The 13,896-nt window shown below is 62.4% G+C and carries 17 protein-coding genes; 7 read left to right on the top strand and 10 right to left on the bottom strand.

Annotated elements, in window-relative coordinates; genetic code table 11:
- The first annotated feature begins 147 nt into the window (after window positions 1-147).
- Entirely contained in the window at window positions 148-900 is a 753-nt protein-coding gene (locus OHD58_RS11190) for a DUF599 domain-containing protein (RefSeq protein ID WP_263803340.1), read from the top strand.
- Here OHD58_RS11190 and OHD58_RS11185 read toward each other — a convergent pair.
- The 6 genes from OHD58_RS11185 to OHD58_RS11160 all read right to left on the bottom strand — a co-directional run bounded on the left by OHD58_RS11185 (window position 852) and on the right by OHD58_RS11160 (window position 5,221).
- The gene (locus tag OHD58_RS11185) at window positions 852-1,649 is read right to left on the bottom strand and encodes a YdcF family protein (protein WP_263803339.1); all 798 of its coding nucleotides are present in this window, start codon (window positions 1,647-1,649) and stop codon (window positions 852-854) included. The two genes, OHD58_RS11190 and OHD58_RS11185, sit on opposite strands and share 49 nt — an antisense overlap.
- Before the next feature lie 29 nt (window positions 1,650-1,678).
- Window positions 1,679-3,244: an amidase gene (locus OHD58_RS11180; protein WP_263803337.1), complete on the bottom strand. Its 1,566-nt coding sequence runs from the start codon at window positions 3,242-3,244 to the stop codon at window positions 1,679-1,681.
- Window positions 3,244-3,711, bottom strand: coding sequence for a GNAT family N-acetyltransferase (locus OHD58_RS11175; protein WP_263803336.1), 468 nt, complete (start codon window positions 3,709-3,711; stop codon window positions 3,244-3,246). The genes OHD58_RS11180 and OHD58_RS11175 overlap by 1 nt, the downstream gene beginning before the upstream one ends.
- 6 nt (window positions 3,712-3,717) lie before the next feature.
- Window positions 3,718-4,005: an Asp-tRNA(Asn)/Glu-tRNA(Gln) amidotransferase subunit GatC gene (gene gatC / locus OHD58_RS11170; RefSeq protein WP_263803335.1), complete on the bottom strand. Its 288-nt coding sequence runs from the start codon at window positions 4,003-4,005 to the stop codon at window positions 3,718-3,720.
- Between the two features lie 78 nt (window positions 4,006-4,083).
- Window positions 4,084-4,503, bottom strand: coding sequence for a hypothetical protein (locus tag OHD58_RS11165; RefSeq protein ID WP_263803334.1), 420 nt, complete (start codon window positions 4,501-4,503; stop codon window positions 4,084-4,086).
- Window positions 4,504-4,525: 22 nt separating this feature from the next.
- Window positions 4,526-5,221, bottom strand: a complete 696-nt coding sequence (locus OHD58_RS11160; RefSeq protein WP_263803333.1) for a metal-dependent hydrolase — start codon at window positions 5,219-5,221, stop codon at window positions 4,526-4,528.
- A gap of 78 nt (window positions 5,222-5,299) precedes the next feature.
- Between OHD58_RS11160 and ruvX the strand changes: the two genes are divergently transcribed.
- Window positions 5,300-5,785, top strand: coding sequence for a Holliday junction resolvase RuvX (ruvX, locus tag OHD58_RS11155; protein ID WP_263803332.1), 486 nt, complete (start codon window positions 5,300-5,302; stop codon window positions 5,783-5,785).
- On the opposite strand, the gene OHD58_RS11150 is transcribed toward ruvX, so the two are convergent.
- Together OHD58_RS11150 and OHD58_RS11145 are read right to left on the bottom strand one after the other, a co-directional pair.
- Window positions 5,752-6,063 (bottom strand): DUF6105 family protein, encoded by a 312-nt coding sequence (locus OHD58_RS11150; protein WP_263803331.1) that lies wholly within the window; start codon window positions 6,061-6,063, stop codon window positions 5,752-5,754. The genes ruvX and OHD58_RS11150 overlap by 34 nt on opposite strands.
- A complete protein-coding gene (locus tag OHD58_RS11145) occupies window positions 6,063-6,530 on the bottom strand; it encodes a hypothetical protein (protein WP_263803330.1) in 468 nt (155 codons plus the stop codon). Before OHD58_RS11145 ends, OHD58_RS11150 begins: the two co-directional genes overlap by 1 nt.
- Before the next feature lie 288 nt (window positions 6,531-6,818).
- On the opposite strand from OHD58_RS11145, the gene OHD58_RS11140 reads away from it, so the two are divergent.
- Window positions 6,819-7,757, top strand: coding sequence for an AEC family transporter (locus OHD58_RS11140; RefSeq protein ID WP_263803329.1), 939 nt, complete (start codon window positions 6,819-6,821; stop codon window positions 7,755-7,757).
- On the opposite strand, the gene OHD58_RS11135 is transcribed toward OHD58_RS11140, so the two are convergent.
- On the bottom strand, window positions 7,739-9,367 hold the full coding sequence (locus OHD58_RS11135; protein ID WP_263803327.1) for an acyl-CoA dehydrogenase family protein: 1,629 nt from the start codon (window positions 9,365-9,367) through the stop codon (window positions 7,739-7,741). The genes OHD58_RS11140 and OHD58_RS11135 overlap by 19 nt on opposite strands.
- Window positions 9,368-9,519: 152 nt before the next feature.
- Between OHD58_RS11135 and OHD58_RS11130 the strand changes: the two genes are divergently transcribed.
- From OHD58_RS11130 to dprA, 4 genes are read left to right on the top strand one after another with little or no spacing between them, the layout of a single operon-like run.
- The gene (locus OHD58_RS11130; RefSeq protein ID WP_263803325.1) at window positions 9,520-10,482 is read left to right on the top strand and encodes an aspartate carbamoyltransferase catalytic subunit; all 963 of its coding nucleotides are present in this window, start codon (window positions 9,520-9,522) and stop codon (window positions 10,480-10,482) included.
- Window positions 10,479-11,765, top strand: coding sequence for a dihydroorotase (locus OHD58_RS11125; RefSeq protein ID WP_263803324.1), 1,287 nt, complete (start codon window positions 10,479-10,481; stop codon window positions 11,763-11,765). Before OHD58_RS11130 ends, OHD58_RS11125 begins: the two co-directional genes overlap by 4 nt.
- Before the next feature lie 10 nt (window positions 11,766-11,775).
- Window positions 11,776-12,357, top strand: coding sequence for a glycerol-3-phosphate 1-O-acyltransferase PlsY (plsY, locus tag OHD58_RS11120; RefSeq protein WP_263803322.1), 582 nt, complete (start codon window positions 11,776-11,778; stop codon window positions 12,355-12,357).
- On the top strand, window positions 12,354-13,496 hold the full coding sequence (gene dprA / locus OHD58_RS11115) for a DNA-processing protein DprA (RefSeq protein ID WP_263803321.1): 1,143 nt from the start codon (window positions 12,354-12,356) through the stop codon (window positions 13,494-13,496). Before plsY ends, dprA begins: the two co-directional genes overlap by 4 nt.
- Here dprA and OHD58_RS11110 read toward each other — a convergent pair.
- Window positions 13,428-13,661, bottom strand: a complete 234-nt coding sequence (locus OHD58_RS11110; protein WP_263803319.1) for a hypothetical protein — start codon at window positions 13,659-13,661, stop codon at window positions 13,428-13,430. The two genes, dprA and OHD58_RS11110, sit on opposite strands and share 69 nt — an antisense overlap.
- Between the last annotated feature and the right edge of the window lie 235 nt (window positions 13,662-13,896).

The raw sequence follows: 13,896 nt of genomic DNA, 5'->3' as shown, positions 1-13,896 counted from the left end.
GCAAACGACATGACCGCAGTGGGAAGTCAAAGGAAATCCGACCGGGTGAAAGTCATTATATGGGAGCGAACGGCATGGACTGCATTTTCTGGTGAGGCCCCAGGACCGGCGCGACCATCAACTCACCACGTATGTTAGAATCGGCGCATGGGCGATTCTTTCATTCTTTCCGGCAATGATTTCGCGGCGCTCGCTTTGTACCTGCTGGTCTGGACGTTCTTCGCACTCGCCGCCGACGGGAAGCTGTTCAGCCGCATATCCCTCTCCACCGCCATGAACGCACAGCGGGAAGCCTGGATGCGGACGATGGCGCGGCGCGAACTCAGGATGATCGACACCTCCATCATGATCGGCCTGCAGCAAGGCACCGCGTTTTTCGCTTCCAGCTCGATCTTCGCGATCGGCGGTTGCTTTGCACTGCTCGGCGCTACCGAACAGGTGCTCTCGGTGCTTTCCGACCTGCCCTATGTCGCCTCGCCCTCGCGCGGCCTGTTCGAAACGAAGGTGTTCGGCCTCGTCATCCTCCTCGCCTACGCATTCTTCAAGTTCGGCTGGTCCTACAGGCTCTTCAATTACTGCTCGATCCTGATCGGAGCAGTTCCTGTGATGCGCGACGAAGCGGCATACAGCGCCGAGACGGAAGCGGCGGTCATCCGTGCAGCCAAGATGAACATACTGGCCGGCAAGCATTTCAATGCCGGCCTGCGCGGCATCTTCTTTTCGATCGGTTATCTCGGCTGGTTCGTGAACGCCGGGGTGTTCGCGATGACCACGCTGCTTCTGCTTGCAGTGCTGATCCGCCGCCAGTTCTTCTCAGCGGCCCGCGCCGCGGTGCTGGCCGAAGCGCCCGTTCAGGGCGGACCGGGCAGCACCGTATCAATGCGGCCCGACAGCCAGTAGGCCAAAAGCCCGATCCACTCGCGCACCGCCACGGTGGTGTTCTGTAAGGCATCTATCTCGTTGTCGGCGAAGAGGCTGACGCCTTCTCGGCCCGATGTGCGATAATCGGCCGGCCAAGGTACAACCGCGAAATCGACCTTGCGGAACAACCCCACCGAGCGCGGCATATGGAATGCCGAGGTGACCAGCAGCCATGTCTCACCGGGTTGCGGATTGACGAGTTCCTTCGAGAACTCTGCGTTCTCGGCGGTGTTGCGGGACTTGTTCTCCAGAATGAGCCGTTCGGGCGCTACTCCAAGCGCAACGAGCAGCCGAGGCGCTGTATCGGCATCCCCTTCTCCGTCGAGCAGGATCGCCCCGGTACCGCCTGAGACCAGGACCCTAGCATTCGGGAAGCGCCTCGCCAGCACCGCCGTCTCGACAAAGCGGTCACCGCCGCTGTTCAGTTCGTAGCCGCCACGGGCAAGGTTGATGGCCCCCTCGAAACCGCCGCCGAGCACGACAATACCGTCGACCTTTTCCGGCAAGCTGGCCGGCCGCTGGAAGCGCTCTTCCAAAGGATTGAGCATCAGCGCACCAAGCGATGTCCAAGCCGAAAGGGCCAGGACCAAGAATGCCGCCGATGCACCACCGACCGCCAGGCGGCGACGGCCAAGGAATATCGCCAGCAGGCCAGCAAAGGCCAGGAAAATCGACAGGTTCAGCGGCTGGATGAAAAACCAGAATATCTTTGAGAGGTAGAAGAACACGGCCTGCCCCTCAAAATTCTAGTGCGGCACTACCACCACTTCTGCGGCTCGAAACGGCCGGCGGCCTGTTCGATGACGTGGCCGGCCCGGTACAGGGTTTCCTCGTCGAACGGCCGTCCGATGAGCTGAAGCCCGAGCGGCAGCCCATTTTCGTCAAGACCGGCCGGCACTGCGATGCCAGGCAGGCCGGCCATGTTCACCGTCACCGTAAAGATGTCGTTGAGGTACATCTTAACCGGGTCGGCTGCCATGTCCTCGTCGGCAACACCGAAGGCGGCGGAAGGCGTGGCCGGCGTCAGGATCGTGTCTATGCCGTCGGCAAAGACCTTTTCGAAATCGCGCTTGATCAAGGTGCGTACCTTCTGCGCCTGCAGGTAATAGGCATCGTAATAGCCGGCCGAGAGCACATAAGTGCCGATCATGATGCGGCGCTTGACCTCGCGGCCGAAACCGGCGGCGCGCGTCTTTTCATACATGTCAACGATATCCTTGCCCGGCACCCGCAAGCCGTAGCGGACCCCGTCGTAGCGGGCGAGATTGGACGAGGCCTCGGCCGGCGCCACGATGTAATAGGCCGGCAAAGCGTATTTGGTGTGCGGCAGCGAGATGTCGACGATTTCGGCCCCGGCATCCTTCAGCCAGTCTATGCCCTTCTGCCAAAGCGCCTCGATGTCCTGCGGCATGCCATCGACGCGGTATTCCTTCGGAATGCCGATCTTCATGCCTCGGATCGACTGGCCGAGTGCGGCTTCATAGTCCGGGACCGGCCGGTCGACGGAGGTGGTGTCCTTGGTATCGACCGAAGCCATCGATTTCAGCATGATGGCGGAGTCGCGCACGTCGCGGGTGATCGGTCCCGCCTGGTCGAGCGACGAGGCGAACGCGACGACACCCCAGCGCGAACAACGGCCGTAGGTGGGCTTGATACCAACCGTGCCGGTAAAGGCAGCCGGCTGGCGGATCGAACCACCAGTATCGGTGGCGGTGGCACCGGCGCACAGGAAAGCCGAGACCGCCGAAGCCGAGCCACCGGACGACCCACCGGGTACGAGCTGCATATTGTCCAACGAACGCTCGGTACGAACTCCGCCATCCGAAACGAAACCGCCGTCGCCCATATGGGTTGTAGGGCGGACGACTGTAGAGGCGCGAGACCGGCGCCAGGGGTTGATGACGGGACCGTAGTAGGAGGTTTCGTTGGATGAGCCCATGGCGAACTCGTCCATATTGAGCTTGCCCAGCATGACGGCGCCGTCCGCCCACAGATTGGCCGTCACGGTTGACTCATAGCGCGGCTTGAAACCGTCCAGGACATGGCTGCAGGCCTGCGTGTGCACGCCCTCGGTGCCGAACAGATCCTTGATGCCGAGCGGAATGCCTTCCAGCGCCCCGCCGGAATTGTTGGCGAGACGCTCGTCGGAAGCCTTGGCCATGGCACGGGCCTTGTCGTGCGTCACCGCGACATAGGCGTTCAGTGTCTCGTTGGCGCTATCAATTGCACCGAGGTAGGCGTCGGTGATTTCCGTCGCGGTGATTTCCCGCGCCCGCAGTTTCTTGCGGGCTTCGGAGATCGTCAATTTGGTGAGGTCGGTCATCAGGCGAGTTTCTTTTCGTAAAAACGGGAATGGCCGGAATCGGGGTAGTCGAGCACCGCGCCGCAAACCTGGAACCCGCCGCGCTCATAGACACGGTAGGCGGGCTCGAAGCCCGGCGCCTCACCCGTTTCCAGAACCAGCCGCGTGACGCCCGTGCCGCGCGCGAGCGTCTCGATCGACTGCAAGAGCTGGGACCCGACGCGCTGGCCGCGCACCTCGGGCAAGGTGAACATGCGCTTGACCTCGCCAAGACCGCCGCCGTGATCCTTCAGCGCGCCCATGCCGACAGGACGCCGATCCGGATCACGCGCCACGAACAAGGTCACCGCAGGCTCGGCCATCTGCTCGACGGTGAGCTGGAACTGGAACTCGCGCGGTGTCAACGGGATCATATGCGCATTCAACGCCGCGACCATCAGGCGCACGTCGTCCTGCAAGGGATTTTCAATTGCGATCTCGATAGCCACCGCGCCCTACTCCACGACTTTCGGCACGAGGAAGAAGTTTTCCTGTGTTGCCGGCGCATTGGCGACGATATCCGTTGCCTTGTCGCCATCGGTCACGGCGTCCTGGCGCTTCTTCATCTCCATGGGGATCACCGACGTCATCGGCTCGACGCCGGAAACGTCGACTTCGTTCAACTGCTCCACGAACCCCAGGATGACGTTCAGCTCGCCGGTCATGCGCTCCGCGTCCTCATCGGAGACCGCGATGCGGGCAAGGTGCGCGACGCGCTTGACGGTGGCGATATCGACGGACATGGAATTGCTCCGGAATGAAGACCTCGCGCTATACCGGCGCGACAGCCGCAGTGCAACATGGATGACGGTGGCGCCGGGTCAGGGCAGTTCGACGCCTTCGCAAAAATAATAGCTGCCGGCGTTGCCGCCCACTTCACCCTCTGCCGGCGCCGGCTTGACCGAAACCAGATCGATTTGCGTCGGCGACATTTGCGTCACCGAAAGCACGTCGGGAAACAGATAGCCCGGTTCCTGGCAAATGGCTGTGACCGCCCAGGCCGGCGAACGTTCCGCCTTGATGACCTGCACGAACTCGCAATTGTATTCGACGCTTTCCAGCCCGCGCGCCGAAAGCATCGTATTGCCGGCGTCGGTAACGGTTTCGATGCCGTCCTTCCTGGCCTGCGCGCAAAGTTCCTCCGTCTCGAGATAGACGCCCTTGATGAAATCGTCGGCAGCCACTGCCGGAACTGCCGAGAAAATCGTCGAAACCGCGACAAAAAACCGCTTCAAGTCCATGAAACCTCCCATTTTTCCGCCGTTATAGAGTGACGCTGTCTCCGATTTGAGGCACTTTGACATCGACGCCGGAACCTTCCATGCCGGTGATGAACTTGTCCGGCGTCTGGTCGAGCAGGCCGAAGGTCTTGTAGTGGCACGGTATGACCGTCTCGAAATTGAAGAAGCGCCGGCATGCAAGCGCAGCAACAGCGCCGCCCATGGTGAAACGGTCGCCGATTGGCACCAGGCCGATCTTCGGCTCGTGAAGTTCGTTGATCAGCGCCATGTCGGAGAAGATGTCGGTGTCGCCCATATGGTAGAGCGTCTTGTCGTCGGGGAAATGCAGCACCAGCCCCAACGGGTTTCCCATGTAGATACCGTCGGCATAGGACGATGAATGCAGGGCCTGCACGAAAGTGGTGGTGAAACCGCCACAATCGACGGTTCCACCGGTATTGCCCTGGTTGATTTTAGCCTGGTCGACGCCCTTGCCGCCGAAATAACCGCAAATCTCGGGGTTGGCGACCAGCATGGCGCCGGTTTTCTTCAGGATGTCCAGCGAATCGCCGACATGGTCGCCGTGGCCATGGGTGAGCAGCACATGGGTCACGCCTTCGGCCGGCCCTTCCCAGCCCTTCTTCCAGAGTGGATTGTGGCTGAGAAACGGGTCGATCAGGATGCTTGCGCCCGCTGCCTCGATCTTGAAGGCGGACTGTCCGTACCAGGTGAGCTTCATTTCAGGCTGTCTCCTCGATTTTCGCTTTGCGGGAGGATAGAACGCCAGCAGCCTTAGTCAAAGGAAAGCCTCAGCATTTTGGCAGTCATCTCAATCCAGGAGCTTCCGGATCATTTGCGTGGCGGCAAGACGCTGGCCGGGCTCGATCTCGGCGACAAGACGATCGGCGTGGCGGTTTCCGACCGTGGCCTGTCCTTCGCGCATCCGCGGCCAGTGATCATCCGCAGGAAGTTCTCGCTCGACGCGGCCGCGCTGCTCTCGCTGCTGGCGAAGGACAACGCCGGTGCGGTGGCGATCGGCCTGCCGATCAACATGGACGGTAGTGAAGGCCCACGCGCTCAGGCTTCGCGTGCCTTTGTCCGCAACATCGCCAGGATGAGCGATCTGCCGTTCCTGTTCTGGGACGAACGTTTATCGACGGTGGCCGCCGAGCGCACGCTGATCGAAATGGATTTCTCCCGCAGGAAGCGCGCCGGAAAGATCGATTCCGCCGCGGCTGCGTTCATCCTGCAAGGGGTGCTGGACCGGCTTCAGATACTTGGTGCCGAGCGTTCTCCGAAATAGCGGCCGTGCCGCGCACGGTACCAGGCGACGATCGCCTTGCGCTTTCGGAAGGCGATCAGGCCCGCGACCAGGAAGCTGTCGAAGACGCAAGCTCGCGCCAGCAACCCCGGTATCGTGGTGGGATCGATGCCGAGCATTTCGCCATAAAGCTGGAAAAGCAGGTCATGCAGGCGACGGCTGAGTATCACGTAGCCGAAATTGATGTCGTTGAGCGACAGAAAGTACCAGCCCCAGAACAGCACCAGCGGCGAAACCCACAAAGCGATCAGGTAACGCATCAGCGGTCCTCACCGAAATTGCCGCCCGGACGGCCGGAAAAGCGCGACAACATGGAATTGTAAGCTGCTCCAGCGGCCATCAGCTTGGCGGCGTCACGGATATCGTCACGACTGGGTAGGGTCGAGATGAGGCCGGACCAGCGCTCTGCGAAAACGGCGAGGTAGGAAGCCAGAAGTGCTGCGACAAGCGCTGCTATTTCCGTGAAGAACGGGGCAGCCGGTTCGGCCGCCCGCATGAGAAGCAAAAGCGTCAACGAGCCGATCGCCGCGCCAAAGGCAAATCGTGCGATCTCCTCGGTGTCTTCCGAGACGGTGCCATCGCCAAATGACGCGGTGATGAAAACCCACAGGAAAAGCACCGCCACGACGCAGAAGCCGATCGAAAAGATCGCGGACGTCCACATTGCCGGGAAAAAGGTTTCCCCGGTCGCGGGATTGCCGGCGAGGTCGAAAAATATCGCGGGCATGCTACCCTCGACGCCAAATGCGGATACCCCCGCCAGAAGCGCGAAAATCGCCATCCAGTGAAAAGCCAGGAAAGACGTGAGGATGTGGCGCATGGAATCCCTTGTCGCGAGAAAAGACATTGGGGCGTTGGCATCGTTCCGGCAAATGAAACCATTTGTTAAGGTTAATTTTCCCGGCCGCTAATGTGGAAAACCGCCCGCTGGGTCGACCGATCAGGATTTGTGGCGGTTTACAGCCACGGATCGGCGCACTACCGGTCGCGCACCATCGAAACGGTCCGAGAACCGATGCTCGCCATCTTCGAAAGCATACTGCCCGTGTTCCTGCTGATCCTGGCGGGCAATCTTCTGCGCCGGACGCCGCTGATCAACCAGACCGCGTGGCCCGGTCTCGACCAGTTGGGCTACTGGGTCCTTTATCCGGCGCTGCTGTTCATCACCATCGTCAATGCCGATTTTACCGGGCTCCAGCTCGACGCGATGATGGCGGCGCTACTGGTCTCCATCGCTGTGATATGCAGCTTCACCTACGCATCGTGGCCAGTTCTGGCGCGGACAGGCCTTGTGCTGGAAAGCGAATTCTCCTCGGTTTTCCAGACCACGGCGCGCTGGAATAGCTTTATCGCGCTGGCAGTGGCGCAGAAAATCTTCCTGCCGGCGGGAATGGCCGTGGTTGCGCTGGTGATGCTTGTGATCATCATCCCGCTCAACATCGCCTCGACGTTCGTCGTCACCCGCTTTGCCGACCGCACCGCAAACTGGCGAAGGGTGGCCTGGAACATCGCGACCAACCCGCTGATCCTGGCGATGCTCGCGGGTATCGTGATGCGGGCGATGCCGTTTCGCCTCTACGCGCCGCTCGATGAAACGATCGACCTTGCCGGCCGGGCGGCACTCGGCATGGGATTGATTGCCATCGGCGCCAGCCTCAGGCCCGGCGACCTGATGCAACTGCGCTTTGCTATGTGGCTGCCGACCGTTCTCAAGCTGGTGCTGTTTCCGGCGCTGCTTGTCGCCACTGCCATGGCTTTCGGCGTCAGCGGGGTGCAATTGAGCTACCTCGCGCTGTGCGGCGCCGTGCCGACAGCCTTGAACGGTTATCTTCTGGCGCGGCAACTCGGCGGTGACGCCGAACTCTACGCGGCGATTGCCACGCTTCAGACCGGCATTTCCTTTCTCACAATCCCGGCGGTGCTCGCCGTCACGGCTCAGTTGAGCGCGGGATAGAGCGTATCGACGATCAGCCGCGCGTCGTGGCGCGCGTCGAGCATGCCATAGGTGCCGCGCCACTGTCCGGCGAGACGGGTCTCGATGAAGGCGTCTGCGATGCGCCCTGCCCCGAGCCGCCGCAGTTCGGCCGCGGCCGCCGACAGCGCCAGTTGCTCGGTCAGGATGCGGGCGGAACCCTCGTCGGACGATGCCACCTGCATGGCGGCACGCAGGACGCTGATCGTGCCGTGTCCCGCCGGGCCGAGATCGCGCTCGATGCCAGCCAGCACCTCGTCGAAAAGGGCCGGCGCGCGGCCGAGCACACGCAGCACGTCGAGCGCCATCACGTTGCCGGAACCTTCCCAGATCGCATTGACAGGCGCCTCGCGATAGTAGCGGGCGAGAGGCCCCTCTTCGACATAGCCATTGCCGCCCAGGCACTCCATCGCCTCGTAGAGCAGCGGTGGGGCGATCTTGCAGACCCAGTATTTCACCACCGCCGTCATGGCACGGGCAAAGGCCGCTTCGCCGCGGCTGACGGCCGCTTCATCGAAGGATCGGGCCAGCCGAAAGGACAAGGCCGTTGCCGCAGCCACGTCCAGCGCCATGTCGGCCAGCACGCGCTGCATGAGCGGCTGCTCGATCAGCGGAGAACCAAATACCTGGCGATAGCGCGCGTGGTTGACCGCTTCGGCAAGGCCGGCGCGCATGATGCCCGAGGAAGCGACCGCGCAATCGAGTCGGGTCAGCGTAACCATATCCATGATGGTCTTCACGCCAGCGCCAGGTTCGCCGACCATTTCGCCGATCGCGTTTACGAATTCGACTTCCGACGACGCGTTGGAACGGTTGCCGAGCTTATCCTTCAGGCGCTGGAAACGGAAACCGTTGACGGAACTGTCGCCGAGGATGCGCGGGACGAGAAAGCACGAAAGGCCTTCCGGTGTTTGCGCAAGCACCAGAAAGGCGTCCGACATCGGCGCCGACATGAACCATTTGTGGCCCGTCAGGCGATGGAAGCCATTGCCGGCGCGCTCGGCACGCGTCGAATTGGCACGAACGTCGGTGCCGCCCTGCTTCTCGGTCATTCCCATGCCGAGCGTCAGACCGGCCTTCTCCACCGGAGGCTTCTGCGACTGGTCGTACTTTCGGGTCGTGACACGCGGCGCCCATTCACGGAAAAGTTTCGGGCTCGCCATCAGCGCGGCAAGCGAAGCGCTGGTCATCGTGATCGGGCAGAGATGCCCGCATTCGAGCTCGGCGGTCAGGTAGAAGCGCGCGGCACGTGCCTGGTGGCGGCGATTGGTTTCGGCGGCGCCATTCTCCCACACGGAAGAATGCAGGCCGTTGGCGACAGAGCGGCGCAACAAGGCGTGATAGGCAGGATGAAACTCGACGAGATCGATGCGGCGACCCTGCCTGTCGTGTGTCTTGAGTTTAGGTGTGTCGGTGTTGGCTAGGCGCGCCAGTTCCTGGGCTTCATTGCTCATCACGAAGCGGCCGAGCGCATCCAGTTCCTTGCGGACCGGCTCGGAAAAGTCTTCGGCGAGCTGGATCAGCAACGGGTCGCCGCGCCAGGCATTGGTGCCGACAAGCAGCGGCGGCTGATTGGTAACCTCGTGCGTCACGCCTATTCCTTGTTGTCTACCGAAGGCGCGATTCCGAACGCCACGGCGGGCTTTATAGCGCAGGGCACGCAAAAAGCGCGACGAAAGAATTGTGGCTTTCCAAAGCCGCTGCTTGCCGTGGCATGACGTGCAGCCTATAGCAGCGCCTTGAGATGACAGACGCCGCATCCCTGCCGCTTTTCCCCCACCGCCACCTGCTTGGCATCGGGGAGCTTTTCCCCGTCGACATCGAACTGCTTCTGGACCGCGCCGACGCCGCGGTGTCGATCTCGCGCCAGCCCGAGAAGAAAACCTCGGCACTGCGCGGCCGCACGCAGATCAACCTTTTCTATGAAGCGTCGACCAGGACGCAATCGTCGTTCGAGCTCGCCGGAAAAAGGCTCGGCGCCGATGTGATGAACATGTCAGTGGCGAGTTCGTCCGTGAAGAAGGGCGAAACGCTGATCGACACCGCGATGACGCTGAATGCCATGCGGCCGGATATCCTGATCATCCGCCACCAATCTGCGGGAGCCGCGGCACTGCTCGCCCAAAAAGTCGGCTGTTCCGTGGTCAATGCAGGCGATGGAGCCCATGAGCACCCGACCCAGGCGCTGCTCGATGCGCTGACCATCCGCCGAGCCAAAGGCCCCCTGTCGAAGCTGATCGTGGCGATCTGCGGCGATATCCTGCATTCGCGCGTCGCGCGCTCCAACATCCTGTTGCTCAATGCGCTCGGCGCCCAGGTCCGGGTGGTCGCGCCCTCGACTTTGCTGCCTGCCGGCATCGAGAAGATGGGCGTGATCGTTGCACGATCGATGGCCGAAGGGCTCAAAGACGCCGATGTGGTGATGATGCTGCGGCTCCAGCGGGAGCGCATGGCCGGCGCGTTCGTGCCGTCGGTCCGCGAATACTTCCGCTATTTCGGCCTCGACGCGGAAAAACTGAAGGCCGCCAAGGACGACGCGCTGGTCATGCATCCCGGACCGATGAACCGCGGCGTGGAGATCGCCTCGGAGATCGCCGACGGACCACAAAGCGTTATCCAGGAACAGGTCGAGATGGGCGTCGCCGTACGCATGGCGGTGATGGAGGCGCTGCTCGATCCGCGCCGCAATGCGGGCAGTAGGCCATGAGCGTAACGGTTTTCCAGAACGCCCGCATTGTCGACCCCTCGCGCGGCATCGACGAAACAGGCGCCGTCATCGTCGACGGCAAGAAGATTCTCGCCTCTGGCGCCGCAGCGCAAAATCAGGGCAAGCCCGAAGGCGCAACAGTTATCGATTGCGCCGGCAAGGCGATCATTCCAGGCTTGGTCGATGGCCGCGTCTTCATCGGCGAACCTGGTGCGGAACATCGCGAGACGATCGCTTCGGCAAGCCTTGCCGCGGCGGCCGGCGGCGTCACCTCGATTGTCATGATGCCCGACACGGATCCGGTGATCGATGACATCGCTCTCGTCGAATTCGTGATGCGCACAGCGCGCGAGACTGCCTCGGTCCATGTCTTTCCGGCCGCGGCCATCACAAGGCGGCTGGGCGGTCAGGAGATGACGGAGTTCGGCCTCTTGCGCCAGGCCGGTGCTGTTGCCTTCACCGACGGCCGCCACACCATCGGCAACGCATTGGTGATGCGCCGGGCGCTGACATATGCGCGCGATTTCGGCGCGTTGATCGTCCATGAGACGGAGGACGCCGACCTCGCGTCCTCCGGTGTCATGAACGAAGGGCTCTATGCGAGCTGGCTGGGCCTGCCGGGCATCCCGCGCGAGGCTGAGACGATCCCGCTCGAGCGCGACCTGATGCTGGCGCGGCTGACCGGCGGCAACTATCACGCGGCCAAAATCTCGACGGCTCTGTCCGCGTCTGCAATCTCCCGAGCCAAGGATGACAAAGCCAACGTCACTGCCGGCGTTTCGATCAACAACCTGTCGCTCAACGAAAACGATGTCGGCGAATACCGTACCTTCTTCCGGCTTACCCCGCCGTTGCGGACCGAGGACGACCGCCTGGCGATGATCGAGGCGCTGCGGGACGGCACCATCGACATCATCGTGTCGTCGCACGATCCGCAGGACGTCGACACCAAGCGGCTGCCCTTCGCCGACGCCGCCGCCGGCGCCATCGGGCTCGAAACGTTGCTCGGGGCTGCCCTGCGGCTTTACCACAATGGCGACCTGCCGTTGCTACGTGTGATCGAAGTTCTTTCGACGGCACCGGCAAGATTGTTTGGCCTGTCCGGCGGAACGCTGAAGCCCGGGGCACCCGCGGATCTTGTTCTGGTCGATCTCGACGAGCCATGGGTGGTGGAGGAGAAGACGATCCGCTCGCGCTCCAAGAATACCTGCTTCGAAAGCGCGAAGCTGCAAGGCAAGGTCTTGCAAACAATGGTTGCGGGCCGCACAGTATTCTCCACTTGAGGGGGGAATGATGAACTACCTGTTGGCCGCGCTGTTCGGCTATCTGCTCGGATCGATCCCGTTCGGCCTGCTGATAACGCGCGCAGCCGGTCTTGGCGACGTGCGCAAGATCGGCTCCGGCAACATCGGCGCCACCAACGTGCTCAGGACCGGCAACAAGGGCCTTGCCGCGTTGACGCTGCTGCTCGACGGGCTGAAAGGAACGATCGCCGTTCTGATTGCCGGCCTTTACGGCGCGGACTTTGCGATCATCGCGGGCTTCTTTGCTTTCATCGGTCACCTCTTCCCGGTCTGGCTCGGCTTCAAGGGCGGCAAAGGCGTCGCCACCTATATTGGCGTGCTGGCCGGCCTGATGTGGAAAGTGGCGCTTGTCTTCGCCGCGGTCTGGATCGCGGTAGCGCTGCTTCTGCGCTATTCATCGCTCGCAGCACTCATCGCGGCCGTCGTCGTGCCGCTGACCCTGCTCATCATGGGCTACCAGGATTTCGCCGTCGTCTTCGCGCTGATGAGCGTGATCGTATTCATAAAGCATCGGGCGAATATCTCCCGCCTGATGGCCGGTACCGAATCGCGGATCGGTTCAAAGGGATGAACGACAGCCCGGCCGCAGGCGCGCCCCGCCTCAGCGACCGGCAACGGATCAACTGGCTGCGGCTGATCCGGACGGAAAATGTCGGGCCGGCGACATTTCGCGACCTGATCAACCGCTTCGGTTCCGCCGAAATCGCGATCGAGATGCTGCCTGAGCTTATGATGTCGGGCGGCGCATCGCGGGTGATCCGGATTCCGACAGTCGCGCAGGCGGAAGCTGAACTGGAAGCGGCCCGCAAGCACGGCTCGCGCTTTATAGCGATCGGTGAGGCCGATTATCCGCAGTATTTGCGGCGCATGGATCACCCGCCACCGCTGGTCGCAGTGAAGGGCACCCCCGCAGTGTTCCTGTTGCCGCCGATCGCGATTGTCGGAGCACGCAACGCTTCGCTGGCCGGCATCAAGATGGCAAGGACCCTCGCCGCTGACCTCGGGCGCGACGGCTACTCCATTGTCTCGGGCCTGGCGCGCGGCATAGACACCGCTGCCCACCAGGGCGCGATCGCCACCGGCACGGTCGCCGTCCTTGCAGGTGGCCTCGATCAGCCCTACCCGCCGGAAAACATAGAGCTGTGCAACGAAATCGCCGGGCGTGGTGGCGCGGTGATTTCGGAAATGCCGTTCGGCTGGGAGCCCCGCGCCAAGGATTTTCCACGCCGCAACCGGATCGTCGCCGGTCTGGCGCTCGGGCTCGTCGTGGTCGAGGCTGCTCAGCGCTCCGGGTCGTTGATCAGCGCCAGGCTCGCCGGCGAGATGGGACGGCTGGTGTTTGCCGTTCCTGGCTCGCCGCTCGATCCCCGCGCGGCAGGCACCAACGGCCTGCTGAAGGACGGCGCCATCCTGGTGACGGAAGCGCGCGACGTCGCCGAGCAGATCGCCCCGCTGATCGGCCAGCCGCTGCCACCGCCCGTTTCGCTTGAGGAACCACCGGACTTCTCGGCAACACCGCCGCCGGCGGACGACGACCGCTCCCGTGTGATCGAGGCGCTAGGCCCGGTTCCGGTCGGTATCGACGAGATTATCCGCCACACCGGTCTTCACCCGGCGCAAGTGTTCATGATCCTTCTGGAACTAGACCTTGCGGGTCGCCTGGAGCGGCACTCGGGCGGCTCGGTCTCGCTGCTCACCGTGGACCCGTGACGGTCGCTGGCCGCGAATGATGTCGCTGGCCTCGATGTACGCCATCTCGATCAGATAGGCGAGCATGTCGCAGCGCTCGGCCTCGGCCATCGCGCGCAGTTCGCCGAGCATCTGCTGGAGATATTCCAGCGTATCGGTACGCCGCTTCACTATTTCTGGGCGCATGGGTAATTTCTCCTCGACGCAGCGCCGTCTGGCACTGTCGGGCATCTCAACTTGGTGCGCTTGAATCAATCGGTGGTAGAGTCAGTATATGTATTTAATTTAAAGTTGCAAGGAATTTTTACCTATCCCGTAGGTTGCAATGAGTGGCAAGAAAGCTGATTTACGGTCTTGCCCTTGACCGGAAGGAAAACGACAGCCATGTCACGGGCGAATTGCTGAACGTCGTTGCGCGGTA

Source organism: Mesorhizobium sp. ZC-5, from assembly GCF_025753855.1.
Classification (GTDB): Bacteria; Pseudomonadota; Alphaproteobacteria; order Rhizobiales; family Rhizobiaceae; genus Neomesorhizobium.
This window is presented reverse-complemented; position numbering and strand designations above follow the sequence as displayed.

Excerpts from the sequence above, each read along its gene's own strand:
- OHD58_RS11190 (WP_263803340.1), top strand. The coding sequence starts at position 148 with ATGGGCGATTCTTTCATTCTTTCCGGCAATGATTTCGCGGCGCTCGCT.
- OHD58_RS11180 (WP_263803337.1), bottom strand. The coding sequence starts at position 3,244 with ATGACCGACCTCACCAAATTGACGATCTCCGAAGCCCGCAAGAAACTG.
- gatC (WP_263803335.1), bottom strand. The coding sequence starts at position 4,005 with ATGTCCGTCGATATCGCCACCGTCAAGCGCGTCGCGCACCTTGCCCGC.
- OHD58_RS11165 (WP_263803334.1), bottom strand. The coding sequence starts at position 4,503 with ATGGACTTGAAGCGGTTTTTTGTCGCGGTTTCGACGATTTTCTCGGCA.
- OHD58_RS11160 (WP_263803333.1), bottom strand. The coding sequence starts at position 5,221 with ATGAAGCTCACCTGGTACGGACAGTCCGCCTTCAAGATCGAGGCAGCG.
- OHD58_RS11150 (WP_263803331.1), bottom strand. The coding sequence starts at position 6,063 with ATGCGTTACCTGATCGCTTTGTGGGTTTCGCCGCTGGTGCTGTTCTGG.
- OHD58_RS11145 (WP_263803330.1), bottom strand. The coding sequence starts at position 6,530 with ATGCCCGCGATATTTTTCGACCTCGCCGGCAATCCCGCGACCGGGGAA.
- OHD58_RS11140 (WP_263803329.1), top strand. The coding sequence starts at position 6,819 with ATGCTCGCCATCTTCGAAAGCATACTGCCCGTGTTCCTGCTGATCCTG.
- OHD58_RS11130 (WP_263803325.1), top strand. The coding sequence starts at position 9,520 with ATGACAGACGCCGCATCCCTGCCGCTTTTCCCCCACCGCCACCTGCTT.
- OHD58_RS11125 (WP_263803324.1), top strand. The coding sequence starts at position 10,479 with ATGAGCGTAACGGTTTTCCAGAACGCCCGCATTGTCGACCCCTCGCGC.
- plsY (WP_263803322.1), top strand. The coding sequence starts at position 11,776 with ATGAACTACCTGTTGGCCGCGCTGTTCGGCTATCTGCTCGGATCGATC.
- dprA (WP_263803321.1), top strand. The coding sequence starts at position 12,354 with ATGAACGACAGCCCGGCCGCAGGCGCGCCCCGCCTCAGCGACCGGCAA.
- OHD58_RS11110 (WP_263803319.1), bottom strand. The coding sequence starts at position 13,661 with ATGCGCCCAGAAATAGTGAAGCGGCGTACCGATACGCTGGAATATCTC.